The following is a 19,548-nucleotide window of genomic DNA, read 5'->3' on the forward strand; positions in this document are numbered from 1 at the left end:
CATCTGTCTTTTTCAATGATTATACCGATCCTTTCCTCAATTGGCAATCCGAATCAAGCTGCTGGCCGGCAAGGTCTCCAGTTGCCGGGCTTTTAAATATTGGGCAATCTGTTCCGCAGAAGCCTCAAAGCGCAGATCCTGGGGAATCAAGATCAGTTCTCCGCTCTGGGACCGCTCCGCAATCTCCTGGGCGTATTCCTCATGGATGGCTTCGCTATCCCGCACGTCCATGCTCCAGAGGACAGGAACCATCCCCATTCTTTGCGCAGCAGCCATGGCGCCGCGGCTATATTCTCCCCGAAGCGGCAGAAACAAAACCGGTTCCCGCCCGGTAGCTTGCGCCACGTTATGCTTTCCTTGCTCAAGATAGGCCTCCATCTCCTCATAGGAAAGATTCCCGTTACCATATAGCTCCACGCTGTGGCCTTGGTTTCCCACGGTATATAGCGCTTCCTGGTTTCGTTCTGCAAATCCTGCGGAAACAAAGAAGGTAATGGTTAGCCCCCCTTCCTTGCAAGCGCTTCCGAAGGAAAGCAGCTCGTCAGCCTCCCCCTCAAACTGGCACATGAGGCCGACGCCAGGCAGGGGAACATCCCCTCGGAAGGTAGGAGAGGTGGAAATGCGAGCGATGATGCTCTGGGCGGAGGGATCGGTGGTGATGAAATAGATGGAAAGTATGATAAACGCCAGTGCCAAGTTTACGGCACACTGGCGCAAAAATGATTTTTTTCGCAAATGGCCCACCTCCTCCTGTGTTCTAGAATATGCATCTTCAGTAAAAATAATCATCCCCAGCCAAAACAAAAACAAGGCCGGGGAATTTCCCCAGCCCTGCAGCCAAAATGTTTTTTACTTCTCGTCCTTCTTCTCCTCAGGCAGTAGATCCTTCCGGGTCAAATTCACCCGGCCCTTGTCATCGATCTCGATGACCTTTACCAGGATCTCATCCCCGATGTTCACCACATCCTCCACTTTATTGACCCGTTCCCGGGCCAGCTTGCTGATGTGAACCATCCCGTCCTTGCCGGGAAGCAGTTCTACAAAGGCGCCGAAGGGCATGATGCGCACCACGGTTCCCAGGTATACCTCTCCTACCTCGATATCCTTCGCGATGGCCTCAATCATGGACTTGGCCTTCTGTGCCGCTTCTTCATCGGGCGTGGCGATATAAACCCGGCCATCGTCCTCGATATCCACCTTCACGCCGGTATCGGCGATGATCTTGTTGATCATCTTGCCCCGAGGACCGACTACCTCGCCAATCTTCTCAGGCTTGATGGAGAAGGTGATGATCTTGGGCGCATACTTGGACAGATGCTCCCGGGGAGCCGCAATGGTATCCAGCATTTTTCCGAGGATGAACATCCGGCCCTCTCTGGCCTGGGCCAGGGCCCGCTCCAGGATCTCACGGTCAATCCCCTTGATCTTAATATCCATCTGGATGGCGGTAATTCCCTTCTCGGTACCCGCCACCTTAAAGTCCATATCCCCCAGGAAATCCTCAAGACCCTGGATATCGGTCAAGACGGAAATATCGCCCTTTTCCACATCCTTAATGAGCCCCATGGCCACACCGGCTACAGGCGCCTTAATGGGCACACCGCCATCCATAAGGGCCATGGTGGAAGCACAGACGCTGGCCATGGAGGTGGAGCCGTTGCTACTGATGACCTCGGACACCAAGCGCATGGCGTAGGGGAATTCCTCCTCGGAGGGGATCATAGGCTCCAACGCGCGGCTGGCAAGAGCGCCATGGCCGATCTCCCGCCGCCCGGGGCCACGCATCATCCGCGCTTCGCCCACGGAATAGGGAGGCATATTGTATTGGTGCATATACCGCTTGCTGTCCTCCTCGGATAGGCCGTCCAGAATCTGCGCCTCTCCGATGGGACCAAGGGTCAGCACCGTCATCACCTGGGTCTGCCCCCGGGTAAACACAGCGCTGCCATGGGGATGGGCCAGGATGCCGGTCTCGCACCAGATGGGGCGCACCTCATTGAGCTTGCGGCCATCGGGCCGGACACCATCCTCCGTAATCTTCCGACGCACCACCTTTTTGGTCATGTCGTAGATAATGCCGTCGATCTCCTTGGCGCTGTCGGGATATTCCTCGCTAAAATGCGCGATAACATCGGCCTTAACCTGATCCTGACGGGCTTCCCGTTCATACCGGTCGAAGGTATCCAGGGACCACTCCACCCGATCCTGGGCATAGGCTTGAACCTTTTCCACCAGCTCCTCATTCACCTGGAGCTCTTCCACCGGGCGCTTGGGCTTGCCCACCTTTGCGGCAATATCCTCGATAAAGGCCACGATCCGCTTGATCTCCTCATGGCCAAACAGGATGGCGCCCAGCATCTCCTCCTCGGTGATCTCGTTGGCGCCTGCCTCCACCATCATAACGGCGTCCTTGGTGCCAGCTACCGTCAGATGCAGCAGGGATTTTGCCCGCTGCTCGGAGTCCGGATTGATGACGTACTCCCCGTCCACATAGCCCACGATGACCGCACCGATGGGGCCGGCAAAGGGCAGATCGCTGATGGACAGAGCTACAGAAGCGCCGATCATCCCATACACATCCGGGGGAATCTCGGTATCCACCGACAGCACAGTGGCCACTACCTGAACATCGTTCCGATAGGTTTTGGGGAACAGCGGCCGGATGGGCCGATCAATCAGGCGGGAGGTCAGGATGGCTTTTTCGGTAGGACGGCCTTCCCTCTTGATAAAACCGCCGGGAATCTTGCCCACAGAATAGAGCTTCTCCTCGAAATCGCAGCTCAGGGGAAAGAAATCGATCCCCTCACGGGGTTTGTCGTTGCCGGTGGCACAGACCAGCACGGCGGTATCCCCGCAGCGTACCAAGCAGGATCCGCTGGCCTGCTGCGCATATTTGCCGGTTTCTACCGTAAGCGTACGGCCTGCCAGCTCCATGGTAAATACTTGTTCCATTGTTTTTCTATCTCCTTTTTCTAACTCCGTCCACACACACTAAAGAAATAGAGCGGCAAGGCCGCTCTATGCCTATCTCCGAAGGTTCAGGGCACTGATAACCTGCCGATACCGTTCGATGTCCTTTTTCATCAAATAGTCCAGAAGTCCACGCCGCTTACCGACCATCTTCAAAAGGCCGCGCCGGCTGTGATGATCCCCCTTGTGGACCTTCAAATGCTCGTTGAGGTGATTGATGCGGTAGGTCAAAAGGGCAATCTGCACCTCAGGAGAGCCGGTATCGCCCTCGTGAGTCTTAAACTGTTCGATAATCTGCTTTTTGGTCTCGTTGTCCATGATCGTTCCTCCATATTGAGATTGTCGCCAGGAACAGCGCTGCCGCCGGAGGAGCGTACAGCCCAGTCCCAGGTCGCATACTTAATAAGAATAGCACAGGCAAAACTGCCTGTAAAGGGATTTTCCTATAACAGCTCCTCAAATTCCACGTAGTAGCGCTTTTTCTCATAGGGGATGGCATGCTCCGGATCCAAGATGGTGACGTTACGCCCATAAACCCCGGCTTCCAGCTCCAGCCGCTGGCCATCCAGATAAAGCGCGATGGCGTAATCCCCCGCTTTGGGAGCCACCTTATTTTCCATTAACCCATAGATGGTAGTGGATTGCCCGCTCTGCTCCCGGCCAAAATCCTTGACCGTCCCGCCATACCGGCGGCCCAGCAGAGCCTCTGCCCGATCCAGCTCCCCCTTGCGGATCGCTTCCCGGATCATGGTGCTGGAGATCACCTCTTCCCCTTCCAGCATGGCCGGCTGAACGTTGACCTCATAACCCAGCTCGTCCGCTAAAGACTCCAGGTAAGAAGCATCTCCCCGGCCCTCATGACCAAATCGGTAATCAAAGCCGCAGAACAGCATTCGTTTCCCGCCGGCTGCAGTCAGTCCCTCCAAAAACGCCCGGGGTTCCAATGTCGCATAGGTTTCGTCGAAGGGAACGGCGACCGCGTAATCAAAGCCCATCTCCTGAAACAGGTCCAGCTTTTCCCGTAGGGTGGTAATCACCTCTTCGGGATCATCAGGGCAAAACACCTCGGAGGGATGGTTTGCAAAGGTATAGACCAGGGATTTCCACCCCCGCTTCTTCGCTTCCGCAACGCAGGCGTCCAGAATGGCTCGATGGGCCACATGCACTCCATCAAAGGTTCCAAGCGCAATGCAGAAATCCAAAGGCTCCCGCAAAACCGATCCATCATTGTATACTTCCATGGCTTTCCTCCCAAATCAACTTATGAATCTTCACCTGTCCCTGGGTTAGATACCCCAGGCCAGCAAAATGCTCCTCCAAATAGATGCGAACCAAAGCGCCTTCTTCTGCGGCATCTCCTCCGCATAAACGGCTAGCCGGCACTCCGGCTCCATTTTTCACCTGGCCCCAGCATGTTCCGGGCAATACCAGGCGAGGCAGGTGGGAAACCGCGGCATCTGCAGGTCGAATCGCTTCAGAAAGCCGGTTTTCCTCCTTCCATCGCCGCAGCTCATCCAAGGTACAGCCCGTCTCCAGGCCAAAGATCCCTACCCGTGTTCTCAGCAAGAGGGATAGATGGGCCGGACAGCCTACCGCCTGTCCCACATCCTGACATAGAGTACGGATGTAGGTTCCCTTCCCGCATCGGACCCGAAACAGGAAGCGATTCTCCACCATCCTGCGAAGCACCTGGGTTTCGTAGACTACCGCCCGGCGGAGAGGGGTTTCCACCTCTTTGCCAGAATAAGCGATACGGTACAGCTTTTGTCCTCCCACCTTTACAGCGGAGTACATGGGAGCCCGTTGAAAAATCTCCCCGCGAAAGCGGCAGAAGGCATCCTCTACCTCACGGTGCGTTACCCGTTTGCTTCCATATTCCAGAGGATTCCCATAGGAATCCTGAGTATCGGTGGATACACCAAAGGAGATCTCCCCCAGGTATTCCTTATCCCCCTGTATGCTATAATCACACAGCCGGGTGGCCCGGCCAAGAAACACCGGCAATACACCGGCGGCGCCGGGATCCAGAGTCCCTCCATGGCCGATGCGCCGTTCCCCCAGCAGCCCCCGAAGATAGCTGACCACATCCTGGCTGGTCATGTTGGGAGGCTTAATTACATTGATGATGCCGTTCATAGCAGGGATTCCATCAAAAGAGCTACCGTCCGCTTGGCCTGGGATAGCGGCTGTGCCAGGCTAAAACCCGCTGCTCCCCGGTGTCCGCCTCCATGAAACCGGCCGGCCGCCTGGCTGGCGTCCACCCCACCATTGGAGCGAAGGCTCACCTTGCAGGTGCCGTCGGACAGCTCCTTGATGAGAGCGCAAAGCTCTACTCCTTCCATATCCCGAAGGAAGTCGATCAACCCTTCGGTCTCAAATCCAGCGGCTCCTGTCTCACGAAGATCCGCCTGGGATACCTCCATATAGGCGCCACGGCCCTGGCACACCGTTTCCATCCTGGATAGGCACCTGCCAATCAGCCGTGTGTTTCCTGGGCTCCGAAGGCGGTACAGTTGGCGGCAAAGCTCCGCGATATCCAGGTCGTATTCCATCAACTCCGCAGCCGCGCAGAAGGTCTCCTTGGTGGTGTTTGAAAAGGCAAAGTGCCCGGTATCCGTAGAAATGGCACAGAATAAACACTGGGCGATCTTATGATCCAGGGGGACATCCAGTCCCAGGATGAGATCCAGCATCAGCTGACCCACAGCGGCGGCAGTAGGCGCGCAGTAGGTTACGGCGGCATAGCCGGTATTGGAAATATGGTGGTCAATACACAAGCTATTGTCCAACATCAGCTCTCGGCTTTTGCGGAAAAGGCCCGTATCAGCGCAGTCCACAAAAATAACAGCATGATACTCCCGCCGGATCTCTCCAGGAAACCGAACCTTCTCCCACCCTGGCAAAACCCGGTATTTATCGGGAACCGGATCTCCACAGGCAATTTGGGCATCCTTCCCCAGCTTTTTTAACGCAAAAAAAAGCCCCAGTGCCGATCCCAAGGTGTCCCCATCGGGATTGTCATGGCAGATCAAGAGAAAACCGTGGTTCTCCCTCAAAAAAGCTAGGGCTTCTTCTTTATTCCTCTTCATGTTGGTCATCCTGTATCACATCGTCAATGAGCTTACTCATATGGATGGCGTACTCAATGGAGTCGTCCATCACGAAGATCAGAGCGGGCACCCGGCGCAAGGACAGCCGTTTTGCAAGCTCGCTTCTGATATACCCCCGGGCGGCGACCAACGCCTCCAGGGTATCCTTCCGAGCGGCCTCATCCCCGTAGACGGAGACATAAACCTTGGCAAAGGAAAGATCCCTTGTAACCTCGGCCCGGAGTACGCTGGTCATCTGGGAGATCCGGGGGTCCTTCATCCCATTCTTGACGATGTCGGATACCTCCCGCATGATCTCCTCATTGAGCCGGCCGCTTCTTAATGTTTTGGGCATCTATCGTTCCACCTCTTGTACCGTGTAGGCTTCCAATACGTCGTCCACCTTGATGTCATTGAAATTGTTCAAGCTTAGACCGCACTCAAACCCACTGAGTACCTCACGAACATCGTCCTTAAACCGCTTCAGGGAATCCAATTTTCCTTCATAGATCACAATGGAGTCCCGAATCAACCGCACGCTGCAGTTCCGGGTAAGTTTACCATCCTGGACATAGCAGCCGGCAATGGTGCCGATGGCCGACACCTTGAACGTCTCCCGCACCTGTGCATGGCCCAGAACCACTTCCTCATAGATGGGCTCCAGCATGCCCTTCATGGCCTTTTCCACGTCCTCGATGGCGTTATAGATAACCCGATACAAGCGGATATCCACCTTTTCCTGATCTGCCATAGAGCGGGCAGTGGCATCCGGCCGCACATTAAACCCGATGATGATGGCCGAAGACGCCGTAGCCAGCATCACGTCGGCCTGGGTAATACCGCCCACACCACCATGGATACACCGAACCCGCACTTCATCGTTGCTGAGCTTCTCCAAGGAGGCCTTGACCGCCTCCACGGATCCCTGAACATCGGCTTTCACGATGATGTTCAGATCCTTAATCTGGCCCTGGGAAATCTGGCTAAACAGATCATCCAAGGAGACCTTAGACATATTCTTAAGCTGCTCGTTCTTGATGCGGTTCTTCCGCTCCTCCACCACCTGACGGGAGAGCTTATCGGCCTCAACAGCGTACATGGTATCCCCGGCATCCGGCACGTCGCCAAAGCCCAGAACCTCCACCGGCTGGGAGGGCAACGCCTCCTCCACCTTTTCGCCCTTATCGTTGATCATCGCGCGAACCCGACCGAAACAGGTACCCGCAACGATGGTCTGCCCCACTTTCAAAGTACCGTTCTGTACCAGAACAGTGGCTACGGGGCCACGGCCCTTATCCAAACGGGCTTCCACGATGGTCCCCTTGGCCAGGCGGTTGGGATTGGCCTTCAGCTCCAGCACATCGGAAACCAGGATAACCATCTCAAGAAGGGTATCCAATCCCTGGTGTGTTACAGCGGATACCGGCACAATGACGGTATCTCCGCCCCACTCCTCCCAAACCAAGCCATGCTCGGTCAGTTCCTGCATAACACGGTCGGGATTGGCGTTGGGCCGGTCAATCTTATTGATGGCAACGATGATGGGCACACCAGCAGCTTTGCTATGGTTGATGGCCTCAATGGTCTGCGGCATGATACCGTCATCAGCCGCTACCACCAGGATAACCACATCGGTCACCTGAGCGCCCCGTGCCCGCATAGCGGTAAAGGCCTCATGGCCGGGAGTATCCAGGAAGGTGATGAGCTCGCCGTTCACTTCCACCTGATAAGCGCCAATATGCTGGGTGATGCCGCCCGCTTCGCCTTCCGTCACCCGGGTGCTCCGGATGGCGTCCAATAAGGAGGTTTTGCCGTGGTCCACGTGGCCCATGATGGTGACCACAGGAGGCCGCTTGGTAAGCTCGCTCTCGTCATCCTCGCGATCCTCGGCAATAAGAACATCCTCAGCGGTTTGATCCAGCTTCTGTTCCAGCTCGATATCGTAATCCGCCGCGATCAAAGCAGCGGTATCAAAATCGATTTCATTGTTGATGGTAGCAAGAACGCCCATATTGAGGAGCTTCTTAATGATCTCCGCTGCGGGTTTGCCGATCTTTTCGGCCAGGGTCTTGACCATCACCATTTCCGTGGTAATCACCGCATGATCGATGACGATGGCCTCAGGCCGTTTCTGCTCCACATTCTGCTTGCGGCGGTTCTTCCGGGTACGCACCACATCATCGTCGGTGATCATCATCTGAGCACGGCGCTCTTTATCCAGGGCTTTCTTATTTTTGCCCCGCTTATCGTTATCAAATACCCGAATATAGTTGGAACGGTTGGGGTCATAATTGCTGACCCTCCCCTTCTCGGGAGCCGCAGGCATGGGGGCACGGCCGCCGCCAAATCCACCGGAGCGCTGCTGACCGCCAAACCCGCCAGGGCGATTTCCGCCCTGAGGACGGCCTCCTTCCCGGTTAAATCCACCGGGACGATTTCCGCTCTGGGGACGGCCTCCTTCCCGATTGTATCCGCCGGGACGCTGATCTCGGTTATATCCGCCAGCTTGGCGCGGTCCACCTTGCCCCTGGGGACGGCCTCCAAAGGAGGAACGCTGCTGCTGACTGGGTACGCCAATCCGGGTACCGTTCCGCGCGGCCGCGTCATCTCGAATGGGCTTATTGAGCAAATCGGTTCGAGGCGCGCGGCGCGGCGGCACCTGGGCAGCAGGCTTAGGGCCTTCCGCTTTAGGCACCTGAGCAGCATCTCCTCCAGCGGCTTTAGGCGTCTGGACAGCAGCCTGCTGGGGCTGTTGCGGCCGAGGCGCTTCCACCTTAGGCTTCTCAGCCTTGGGCACCTCTTGCTTTTGCTCCGTTTGCGGAGCCTTGACCTCAGGGGCCTTCTCCTGAACCTCTATCTGTTTGGGCACGGGCGCCGCCTCTGCCGCCACTTCCACGGGAGCGGGCTTCGCTTCCGCCTGAGAGACCTTGGGGGGCGCCTCCTTCTCCACCTGAGGAGTGTTTTCCGACTGTACCGCAGCGGTTTGAGCCTCCGCTGCCTGGCTCTGGGCAAGCTCTTCCCGTTCCCGGGCTTTGCGAACCAATTCGGATTCCAGCTTTCTCGCGGTTTCCATCCGGGCAGCAATGCTGCTCTGGGCCTGGCGAATGGCCTCCATGCCCTCCTTGGTGGATCCGGCCAGTTGTTTGGCCATCTCGTTGATTTTTGCCCTTCCGGTCTTTTCCGTCATTCTTTACCCCCTAAATCTCCTGCAGCTTCTAGAATTGCTCTGGCCAGCTCCTCATCGGTAATGGCCAGGCACATGTTGTTATGCTTTCCGGCGGCTTCGCCGGGATGATCGATGTATAGAACCGGAATGCCGCTTTGCGCGCACATCCTGTCCAGTTTTTCACGGGTGTTTTCCCCCAGGCCCGTATCCCCCAGAACCAGCTTGGCTTTACGGGACCGGACGGCCCCCTCTACGCCTTGAAATCCTCCGAGGCATTTTCGGGCTCGAGCCGCAAATCCAATGTATGCATACACCTTAGGATTGGCCACCCATGATCTCCTCTCTCAGTTCTTCCACCAGCTGGGCGGGCAAACGCACCGCTTTCTGCTTGGCCGCCTTTTCCAGGCAATCCAGGTTCCGGCACACATAGGCGCCGCGGCCATGGGCCTTACCGGTGGGATCCGCGCTTAGCTCCCCTTCCTTAGGCAGCACAATGCGGATCAAATCCTTCTTTGGGAGCATCTGCCTGCATCCCAGACACATCCGCATGGGTACCTTTTTTGCTTTCATGGCAGCCCGCTCCTTTCAAATGGATTGGTCTTGTTACTCCTGTTCCTCCAAAGAGGTCTCTTCAGAGGGGATCTCCTCCCCTTCCGCGTCATACTGTTCTTCGTAATCCTGGGCTTCCTGGGCGGCCAAGGCCTCCTCTTCCTGCTGCTTTGCGAGCTCTTCAAAGATTTCCTGGGCCTGGGATTGATTCTTTATGTCGATCTTCCAACCAGTCAGACGGGCCGCTAGTTTAGCGTTGATGCCCCGCACGCCGATGGCAAGAGATAGCTGGTTGTCCGGTACAATAACCTTGGCGATCTTCTCCGCCTCGTTGACCTGGACCATAATCACCTTTGCCGCTGACAGGCTGTTGGCGATAAACTCAATGGGATCCGTGGAATAAGGGATGATATCGATCTTTTCCCCCTGTAGTTCCGAAACGATGCGTTCCACCCGGCTTCCCTTTTGGCCCACGCAGCTCCCCACGGGGTCCACCTGAGGATCGGTGGAAAACACTGCCACCTTGCTCCGCACGCCGGGCTCCCGGGACACAGCCTTAATCTGCACCACACCGTCCATAATCTCGGGTACCTCCAGCTCAAAAAGCCGCTTGATGATCTCCCGGTTCTTACGGCTGACAATGACGCTGGTATCCCGGTTTCGCGCATCCCGATCCACCTTTAGAACGTAGACCTTCAGCCGGTCTCCAGGCGTATAAACCTCGCCGGGCACCTGCTCGGATACCGGCAACAGGCATTCGCTGCGGCCCAGCTCCAGAAATACGTTGCCGTTTTCCACCCGGCGCACCACGCCGGTCACGACCTCCTGTAATTTCCCGGAAAATTCATCATACAGTATCTGCCGCTCCGCGTCTTTTATTCTCTGCAACACCACCTGTTTGGCGGTCTGCGCAGCAATCCGTCCAAAGCTCTTGGGGGTAGCGAGGGTTTCCACCTCGTCTCCCAGCTCCCCGGGATGGCCCAGGGCCCGGGCGTCCTTCTGATAAATGTGCAGCAGCGGATCATATTCCTCGAAATCATCGGGAACCACTTCCCGCACGGAATAGACGTTAAAAACGCCCGTCTCCTTGTCGATTTCAGCCCGGACATTGCCCTCCGTGCTGTAATGGTTCCGGTAAGCTTTCTTCAAGGCCTCCTCGATGGCCTCAAACAAGATCTCCCGGTCGATTCCCCGTTCCCGCTCGATGGCTATAATCGCTTCGATAAGCCCTTCGTTCATGCTGTTCCTCCCACTTAAAACCGAATATACGGCCGAATCCTGGCGATATCCTTTTGTTGCAACAATAGGGTCCCGCCCTCCTCCAGCATGAGGGTGACGGTCCCCGCCTCTTCATCATAGGCAGCCAGCGTACCAATCACGTGTTTGGTTCCCTCCACAGCCCGGTAAAGGCTGGCCTCCACCTCGGTATCCATAGCCCGCCGGAAATCCGCCGGCGTCTTCAGAGGGCGATCCGCCCCAGGGGAGGAAACACAGAGAAAATAGGCGTCAGAAATGGGGTCCAGTTCTTCAATAATGGGGTCGATCTCCTGGGATACCCGCTCACAGTCGGCGATAAACACGCCGCCCTCCTTGTAGATATAAACGTAAAGGGTCTGGCTGGGCCCCTCCCGTTTGATTTCTACGTCCACCAGTTCAAACCCCAGGCCCTCAATGGCTGGCTGAACCGCCTGCCGGATCAAATCCGTCTTCTTGGACAATCTCATTCCGCCTTTCAATCAGAAAGAGCGGGCACGCCCACTCTTTTCTTTGCTCAGTTTAGCACATCCTGGAAAGCATTGCAATAGCCTTTATAAAGCCGTTTGCGGAAGGTTCCCGCACCCTTCCCGCTCGTCCTTGAGAAGCTTGTACTCGATGGAATCCATCAAGGCGATCCAACTGGCGTTGATCACATCGGCAGAAACACCCACGGTACTCCACGCGGAGGTCCCGTCCCGGGTCTCAATCACCACCCGGACTTCGGAAGCGGTGGCGTTTTGAGAATCCAACACCCGCACCTTAAAGTCGGTAAGATACATCTCCCTCAGCCGAGGGTAAAACCGCTCCAAAGCCTTCCGGGCAGCATTATCTAGAGCGTTAACAGGGCCATTCCCTTGGGCTGCGGTGATCTCCACCTCCCCCTTTACCCCAATTTCCATGGTGGCCAGGCATACGCCCTTATGCAGATTTGGTTCCTCCACCAACACTTTAAAGGCGATCAAGTCAAAGTGCGGGCAGAACAACCCCAGGTTCCGGCGGATCAGCAGCTCCAACGAGGCGTCCGCCCCTTCGAACTGATATCCGTCCAACTCCATCTCCTTGATGCGCCCCAGCACCTGGGCCACAGCCGGATCTTCCCTCTGGATACCTGGCACCGCCCGTCGCATCCGCTCCCACATGGCTTTACTTCCGGCGATATCGCTGATGGCGGTCTCCCGATGAGCTCCAACCAGCTCCGGATTGATGTGTTCCATGGCCTCAGGAGCCTTTAAGATGGCATCCACATGCATCCCTGCCTTGTGATAAAAGGCATGCTTGCCCACATAGGGAACTGTAGGCAGCTCTTTAAGATTTGCGGTTTCAAAAAAAACGGCATTAGCCCGGTATAGATCCCCGATCCGCTCCTTTGGGATGGTATCGTACCCAAGCTTAAGGGTTAGATCGGCGATCATGGTAAATAGATTGGCATTGCCACACCTTTCCCCACTGCCTCCGATGGTCGCCTGAAACCCCATGGCGCCCGCCCGGATGGCGGAAATAGTATTGGCATCCGCCATACCGGTATCATTGTGGGTGTGTATACCGATGGGAGACCGGCATACCAGTGCGGCCTCCACCATCTCCTGAATCTCATGGGGAAAACAGCCTCCATTGGTATCGCAAAGATACACGGCGTCCGCTCCGCTGCCGGCGGCCGCATGAATGCAGGCCATGGCATACTCGGGGTTATGCTTATATCCGTCAAAGAAATGCTCTCCATCGAAGACCACCTCTTTACCCATCCCCTTTAAGTATCCCACCGTATCGGCAATAAGTCCCAGGTTTTCCAAGAGATCCGCTCCCAGAATGCGTTCCACATGATAATCCCAACACTTGCCAAAAACGCAGACCACAGGGGTATCGGCAGCCAAAAGCGCTTTGATGTTCTCGTCCTCATAAGGAGGCACTCCTTTGCGGCAGGTGGAGCCAAACGCAGCCAGCTTTGCGTGATGAAGCTCCAATCCACGGGCCCGCTGAAAAAACATCGCGTCCTTTTGATTGGCGGCAGGATTGCCCGCCTCAATATAATGGACTCCCAGCCGATCCAGCAGCCGGACGATTTTCAGCTTGTCCTCCACCGTCAGCCAAAGGCCGCTGCTCTGGATTCCTTCCCGCAGAGTCGTGTCGTATACCGTAATAGCCATGGTATTCCTCCTTATAGGTCAAACAAAGAAATCTGATCGGATTGAGGCATCCCCACAAGTGTGCCCAATTCCGCCAATTTTTCCAGCAGCGTGCCGTTGAGCCGGGTTCGCTCGGTCAGGTCATCGATGGTACGGAAGGGAGCTTCCTTCCGGGCCTCCACGATGCTTTCCGCGGCGGATAGTCCCAGCCCCGCAACACTGGTAAATGGCAAGCGCAAATTATCGCCCTCGGGAAGGAATTTTGTGGCGTCTGATTTATAGAGATCGGGCGCCAGGAAGCCATATCCCCGGAGTACCATTTCATAGGCCACCTCCAGGTGGGTGTACTCCTTTTCAAACCGGGTGGTCACGTCCGGCCGCTGGGACAGCTCTTTCATCTTATTGACGATGCCTTCCTCCCCTTTTACCAGAGGAGCGGCATCCAACTCCTCCGCGCGAACGGAGAAGTGAGCGGCGTAATAAGCAAGGGGATAATAAACCTTAAAATAGCCGATCCGGAGAGCAGCCGTCACGTAAGCGGCGGCGTGAGCCTTGGGGAACATATATTTGATCTTCTTACAGCTATCGATGAACCACTGCGGCACCTGGTTCTGAACCATGGCCGCCTCCATCTCTGGGCTGAGCCCCTTCCCCTTCCGCACCCGTTCCATAATGGTAAATGACATCAGCGGCTCCACCCCCATTCCAATGAGAGCGATCATAATATCGTCCCGGCAGCAGATACATTCCCGCAGCGTGGCAACATCATTGCGAATGAGATCCTGGGCGTTGTTGATCCAAACGTCGGTGCCATGGGACAATCCGCTGATACGAATCAGCTCGCTGACGGTGGTGGGCTGGGTTTCCTCCAGCATACTCCGAACAAAGCTGGTGCCGAATTCCGGTAGGCCAATGGCTCCGGTCTTGCTCTTGTATTTCTCCGGATCCACCCCCAAAGCCGTGTTTTCGCGAAAAACGGACAAGACCTTTTCATCGTTAAGCGGCACGGTGATGGGATCCACCCCCGTAAATTCATACAGCCGCTTGATAATAGTCGGGTTATCATGGCCCAGAATATCCAATTTCAACAGCCGGTCATGAAGGGAGCTGAACGCAAAGTGAGTGGTTACGATTCCTCCCTCGGTCTTATCTGCGGGATGCTGGATAGGGGTAAACAGGTGTACGTCGATATCTTTTGGCACAATGACCATCCCCCCCGGATGGCAACCAGTGGTCTTCTTTACCCCAGTGATACCCCGGGCAAGGCGCTCCACCTCAGCGCGGCTGGCCTGGATTCCGTGTTTCTCCATATAGTTGAGGACATACCCATAGGCTGTTTTGTCCTTGATTCCAATGATGGTCCCCGCGCGAAACACGTTTTCAGAACCGAATAGCTCCTCCACCTTGGCAAAGGCAGCAGCCTGATTCTCCCCCGAGAAGTTCAAATCGATATCGGGAACCTTATCCCCTTCGAACCCCAGAAATACCTCAAAGGGGATCTCAAAGCCATCCCGTACAAGGGGTTTCCCACACACGGGGCATTCCCTTTCCGGTAGATCCACACCGCAATCGCAGCCGAACCGAGCGGTATCGAAATCGCTGTACTGACAGGAAGGGCACCGGTAATGGCTGGGCAGCGGATTCACCTCGCTGATGCCCATGCAAAAGGCCACAAAGGAACTCCCAACGCTGCCTCGGCTCCCCACGGTATAGCCGGCGTCATTACTGGCTTTCACCAGATGGTAAGCGCTGGTATAAAGGGTGGAAAAACGGTGTTTGGTAATGGAATGAAGCTCTCGGTCCAGGCGGGCCTGGACCACCTCCGGCAGGGTTTCCCCATAAACCCGGTGGGCCCCCTCATAGGACACCCGCTCCATGAGCTCGTCAGCCCCCTCCTCCACCGGAAACATTTCCTCATTCGGGAAAGGGCGGAACGTATCCTCTATTTCAGCTGCAATGCGGTGCGGATTCTCCACCACCACCGCCCGCCTGGTCTCCTCGTCCAGATACCAGAACTCGTCCAGCATTTCCTGGGTGGTATGCAGATAGAGGGGAGGCTGGACGTCGGCGTCGGAAAACCCCTGGATATCCATTAGAATCCGGCGATAGTATTCATCCTCTGGCTCAATGAAATGGCAGTCGCTGGTGGCCACACAGGGAAGCTCCAACTCCTCAGCCAAACGGATGATGGCCTGGTTGATGGCAATCAGATCCTCCTCGCCGTTCACCCAGGTGGATTCCCGGCGGTTCCCCACCAAAAAGCGGTTGTTCCCCAGAGGCTGTACCTCCAGATAGTCGTAAAAGGAGGCGATATGCCGCGTATAGGCGTCGTCATACCGCTCCAGAATGCAGCGGAATACCTCTCCCTGCTCACAGGCAGAACCAATGAGCAATCCTTCCCGGTGTGCCTGTATAAAGCTCTTTTTAATCAGCGGCCGTCGATGGAATCCCTTCAGATGGGATTCCGTCACCACCCGGTATAGGTTCATCAGGCCAGTTGGATTCTGGGCCAGTAGGATCACATGATGGCTTGGCATTCCATTGGCGCCGTCCAAACCATTGAGGGCAAAACGGGTTTTTGCGCCGTATTCCTCTTGGGCAATGTTCAAAAGCCGGTCCAGTACCCGCGCAGTGGCCATGGCGTCATGTACGGCCCGGTGCGCCTGCTCCAAGCGGATATCGAAGTGCTTGCACAGGGCTGATAGATTATATCGGCCCTGTCCTGGAACCAGCATACGGGCCAAAGCCAGAGTATCCAGCATACCAGTGTCAAAGGTAAGGCCGTATTCCTTCCCAAGATTCCGTAAAAAAGACACATCGAAGGTGGCGTTATGCGCGCACAACGGCCGCCCCTTGATGAATCCATCCAGCATCCGGAGGGCCTCCCGCGTATCGGGCGCATCCTTCACCATATCATCGGTGATCCCGGTGATCTCTACCGAACTCCGGGAGATGGGCCGTCCAGGGTTGACAAAGGTATTGAACTCCTCCACGATTTCCCCATTCCGAAGAACGCAGGCGCCGATTTCAATGAGCCGATCCTCCCGCTTGTCCAACCCCGTTGTCTCCACATCAAAGACCACAAACTCCGATAGGGGACCATCCTCCCCCACATAGCAGAAATCATTGACCATATAGGCCTCAAGACCATAGATCAGCTTGGTATTGCTGCCGTATTTTTTGTTGGCGCTATCCAGCGCCTCATAGGCATCGGGGTAGGCCTGTACCACTCCATGGTCGGTAATGGCGATGGCCTCATGGCCAAAACTTGCCGCTCGGGTCACCAGCATAGCCGCGTCGGCCAAACCATCCTGGCTGCTCATCTTGGTATGAGCATGCAGCTCTACCCGTTTGATGGGCGCGTCATCCACCCGTCCCGGATCCTCCTCCAAGAGGATATCCCGGGCCATGAGACAGATTTCCTTGCTGCGGGAATCGTAATCAATGCTCCCGCGGACAAGGGCCTTCCCCTCTCCCGATAGCAGCCGGTTGCACTTGTTCTGAAGTTTGCCATCCACGAATGCCTTGACCACCACCGTCCCCTTGTTATCGGTCACATTGGCAAGCAGCAGCATTCTGCCGGAATTAAAGGTCTTAATCTCCCCTCCGATCACCTTTCCCTGGATGGTCACCGAGCCGGATTCCAAGCTTAGGCTGTCGATGGAAGCAATCTGCTTGGGCACAAAGGATTTGCCCAAGATCACACGTCCCTTCTCCTCCTTCTTTGCCCTGCTCTTCGTGGAAGGCTTTTTATCCACTTTGATACCCGCCGCCGACTGGGGCTTCGAGACTGGCGCCGCAAGCCGGTAACGCGCCGCGTCGATGGAAAAAAGCGGCAGGTCCCCCTCTTCGGCCACCAGCATCAGCTCCCGGCCCACCGCCGCCGCAAGATGCTGTAGCAGCATAAGGTTGGTCTTGGATTGCAGCACCGGATTATCCTCCCGGTTTAGCAATAGAATATGGGAATCCGATACCCCCATCTTCCCCTGCTCCAGTCCCAGAATTAGACCGCCATTTTCCATGGAAACCAGGGTGCAGAACAGATCCAATACCGTATCGTAGCTGTACGCGGACACGTCAAAATGGACCTGGAGCCCCGGGTCCCGGTCCAATTTGTCCTCCACCATCCGCTTAACCGCCGCAATATGGGCGGGCAAAACGGGGCACAGAAGCTCAACGGTTACCGTCAAAATTCCTTGAGACCGGCTATACCGCATCTCAACGATTCTTGCTCTAGCCTCTCCAGCCTCGATGTGCAATTCCTGGTTCACGCCCTCTCCCCTATTCCCAAAACGATCACAACACCCTACCGTTCTTCGGCCAGCTTTTCAATTTCCTCCGCCAAAAGATCCACCGCCCGCTCCGCCGGCAGGCGCTGGGGTTTCTCCTCTCCCTTGCGGAACAGCAAAATATCTCCAGCAGCTCCCGCGATGCCGATATCCGCATCCCGTGCCTCTCCAGGGCCGTTAACGATGCACCCCATCACGGCCGCTCGGATGGGCGCGGACACGTGGGCAACCCGCTCCTCCAAAGCCAAGGCCATAGCTTCTACATCGATGGAACATCTGCCGCAGGTGGGGCAGGATACGATCTCCACTCCGGTATCCAGGAGCCCGCAGGATCGAAGGATATCCTTGCACGCCACGATCTCCCGGGCTGGATCCCCCGACAGGGAAACCCGGATGGTATCCCCGATGCCATCTAGCAAAAGGGACCCGATGCCCACAGCGGATTTTACCGTGCCCATCCGCACCGTTCCCGCTTCGGTTACTCCCAGATGCAGCGGGTAATCGGTTCGCTCCGCCAGCATCCGATAGGCTCGAACCATGGTGGGAACATTGCTGCTCTTAACGGCAATAGCAATATCATAAAACGCGCAATCCTCCAGGATGCGCACATGCCCCAAAGCGCTTTCCACTAGCGCCTCAGCGGTGGGACCACCGTATTTTCTCAATAGATCGGGCTCCAGGGAGCCCCCGTTGACCCCGATACGGATGGGAACCCCATGCTCCTTGGCGCATGCCACCAGGCTCCGAACCCGGTCAGCGCCGCCGATGTTCCCGGGGTTGATCCGCAGCTTCTGAATGCCGTTTTCTACGCTCTGAATGGCTAACCGATGGTCAAAATGGATGTCCGCTACCAAAGGGATGGGACTCCTGTCCACCAACTCTCGTACTGCCTGGGCGCAACGGGTATCGTAGACGGATACCCGGGCAAGCTGGCAGCCCGCCTCATATAGACGCCGGATCTGCGCCGAGGTAGCCTCCACATCCCGGGTATCGGTATTGGTCATGCTTTGAATTACCACCGGGGCCCCGCCACCGATGATCAAATCCCCCACTCGGATAGACCGTTTGGATGCCATAGGGCATCAACCTCCTAACGAACCAGTAAATAGACCGACGATATCCTGATAGGTCAAAAATACGATGAGCACCATTAGTGCCGCCATCCCAATGAGGTGCACCATCCCCTCTTTTTCAGGAGGCACGGGTTTGCCGCGGATGGCCTCTATTAAAACAAACACAAGACGGCCGCCGTCCAAGGCGGGCAGGGGCAACAGGTTCACTACGCCCAAATTGATGCTCAGCATGGATACCAGACTGACAAGGGATCGGAATCCCACTTGGGCCACGCTGCCGATGACGCTGATGGTTCCTACCGGTCCCACAACGCCTCCGGCCACCCCACGGCCGGTGATAAGGCCAACGAAGAAAAGGAAGATTTCAACCACCAGGGCCCAGCACCATGCCACCGCCCGGCCAATGCTTTCAAAAAAACCAAATCGGTGTACGGTATAGGAGGATTGAACCCCGATCAGCTTCACCCCATCCTGGACAATAGGTTCGACCTCCATCCCGACCTTCTGCCCGTTCCGGAGCACCACCACATCCACGGTTCCATCCTGGTTCTCCTGAACGTATTTGTTCAAGTCTCCCGGCAGCAACAGGGTATGCCCATCGATGGAATAGACAATGTCCCCCTCCTGTATTCCCGCGGCGGCGCTGTTGGAGTCAGGAAGAAGTCCCGCTACCGTAGGCACATTGTCCCCCAGGCCGAACATCAGAAAAAAGGCCAGCAAAAAAGCAAGGATGATGTTGAAAAACGCCCCGGCAAAGATGGTCATAAACCGTTTCCCCAGAGGCGCGGCGGTTAGGGACCTGGGATCGGAGTTGTTTTCATCCTCCCCCAAAAAGCGGCAAAACCCACCTAGGGGAATTAACCGGATGGAATACTGGGTCTCTCCCCGTTGCCAGGAGACTACCTTTGGGCCCATACCCACGGCGAATTCCAACACCGCAATACCAGATTTTTTTCCTACGATATAATGGCCAAACTCATGGGCTAGGATCAACAGCCCCAGCACCAAAATGGCGATCACAATATACAATCA

The 19,548-nt window shown here is 56.1% G+C and carries 16 protein-coding genes; all 16 read right to left on the reverse strand.

Annotation, left to right across the window (positions count from 1 at the left end; translation table 11 throughout):
* Positions 1-36: 36 nt before the first annotated feature.
* Positions 37-735 carry a polysaccharide deacetylase family protein gene (locus tag KP626_RS02340; protein ID WP_395977962.1) on the reverse strand — a complete coding sequence of 233 codons (699 nt, stop codon included), beginning with the start codon at positions 733-735 and terminating at the stop codon, positions 37-39.
* A gap of 114 nt (positions 736-849) precedes the next feature.
* Positions 850-2,952: a polyribonucleotide nucleotidyltransferase gene (locus tag KP626_RS02345; RefSeq protein ID WP_395977964.1), complete on the reverse strand. Its 2,103-nt coding sequence runs from the start codon at positions 2,950-2,952 to the stop codon at positions 850-852.
* Positions 2,953-3,024: 72 nt separating this feature from the next.
* The gene (rpsO, locus tag KP626_RS02350; RefSeq protein WP_395977966.1) at positions 3,025-3,288 is read right to left on the reverse strand and encodes a 30S ribosomal protein S15; all 264 of its coding nucleotides are present in this window, start codon (positions 3,286-3,288) and stop codon (positions 3,025-3,027) included.
* Between the two features lie 125 nt (positions 3,289-3,413).
* Complete coding sequence (locus KP626_RS02355; protein ID WP_395977968.1) at positions 3,414-4,211, reverse strand: hypothetical protein; 798 nt, start codon at positions 4,209-4,211, stop codon at positions 3,414-3,416.
* Positions 4,195-5,106, reverse strand: a complete 912-nt coding sequence (truB, locus tag KP626_RS02360) for a tRNA pseudouridine(55) synthase TruB (RefSeq protein WP_395977970.1) — start codon at positions 5,104-5,106, stop codon at positions 4,195-4,197. Before truB ends, KP626_RS02355 begins: the two co-directional genes overlap by 17 nt.
* Entirely contained in the window at positions 5,103-6,059 is a 957-nt protein-coding gene (locus KP626_RS02365; RefSeq protein WP_395977972.1) for a bifunctional oligoribonuclease/PAP phosphatase NrnA, read from the reverse strand. Before KP626_RS02365 ends, truB begins: the two co-directional genes overlap by 4 nt.
* Positions 6,046-6,414 (reverse strand): 30S ribosome-binding factor RbfA, encoded by a 369-nt coding sequence (rbfA, locus tag KP626_RS02370; RefSeq protein WP_395977974.1) that lies wholly within the window; start codon positions 6,412-6,414, stop codon positions 6,046-6,048. The genes KP626_RS02365 and rbfA overlap by 14 nt, the downstream gene beginning before the upstream one ends.
* A complete protein-coding gene (gene infB / locus KP626_RS02375; RefSeq protein WP_395977976.1) occupies positions 6,415-9,246 on the reverse strand; it encodes a translation initiation factor IF-2 in 2,832 nt (943 codons plus the stop codon).
* A complete protein-coding gene (locus KP626_RS02380) occupies positions 9,243-9,554 on the reverse strand; it encodes a L7Ae/L30e/S12e/Gadd45 family ribosomal protein (protein ID WP_395977978.1) in 312 nt (103 codons plus the stop codon). The genes infB and KP626_RS02380 overlap by 4 nt, the downstream gene beginning before the upstream one ends.
* Entirely contained in the window at positions 9,541-9,795 is a 255-nt protein-coding gene (rnpM, locus tag KP626_RS02385) for an RNase P modulator RnpM (RefSeq protein WP_395977980.1), read from the reverse strand. Before rnpM ends, KP626_RS02380 begins: the two co-directional genes overlap by 14 nt.
* A gap of 33 nt (positions 9,796-9,828) precedes the next feature.
* On the reverse strand, positions 9,829-11,013 hold the full coding sequence (nusA, locus tag KP626_RS02390; protein WP_395977982.1) for a transcription termination factor NusA: 1,185 nt from the start codon (positions 11,011-11,013) through the stop codon (positions 9,829-9,831).
* A 14-nt stretch (positions 11,014-11,027) separates the two neighbouring features.
* On the reverse strand, positions 11,028-11,492 hold the full coding sequence (gene rimP, locus KP626_RS02395) for a ribosome maturation factor RimP (RefSeq protein WP_395977984.1): 465 nt from the start codon (positions 11,490-11,492) through the stop codon (positions 11,028-11,030).
* Positions 11,493-11,582: 90 nt separating this feature from the next.
* The gene (cimA, locus tag KP626_RS02400) at positions 11,583-13,175 is read right to left on the reverse strand and encodes a citramalate synthase (protein WP_395977986.1); all 1,593 of its coding nucleotides are present in this window, start codon (positions 13,173-13,175) and stop codon (positions 11,583-11,585) included.
* 11 nt (positions 13,176-13,186) lie between these two features.
* Positions 13,187-17,425 carry a PolC-type DNA polymerase III gene (locus KP626_RS02405; RefSeq protein ID WP_395977988.1) on the reverse strand — a complete coding sequence of 1,413 codons (4,239 nt, stop codon included), beginning with the start codon at positions 17,423-17,425 and terminating at the stop codon, positions 13,187-13,189.
* 35 nt (positions 17,426-17,460) lie between these two features.
* Entirely contained in the window at positions 17,461-18,519 is a 1,059-nt protein-coding gene (gene ispG / locus KP626_RS02410) for a flavodoxin-dependent (E)-4-hydroxy-3-methylbut-2-enyl-diphosphate synthase (RefSeq protein ID WP_395977990.1), read from the reverse strand.
* Between the two features lie 6 nt (positions 18,520-18,525).
* Positions 18,526-19,536, reverse strand: coding sequence for an RIP metalloprotease RseP (gene rseP, locus KP626_RS02415; protein WP_395978921.1), 1,011 nt, complete (start codon positions 19,534-19,536; stop codon positions 18,526-18,528).
* Positions 19,537-19,548: the final 12 nt, after the last annotated feature.

This window comes from Christensenella sp. MSJ-20, assembly GCF_044357945.1.
Taxonomy (GTDB): Bacteria; Bacillota; Clostridia; order Christensenellales; family QAND01; genus QAND01.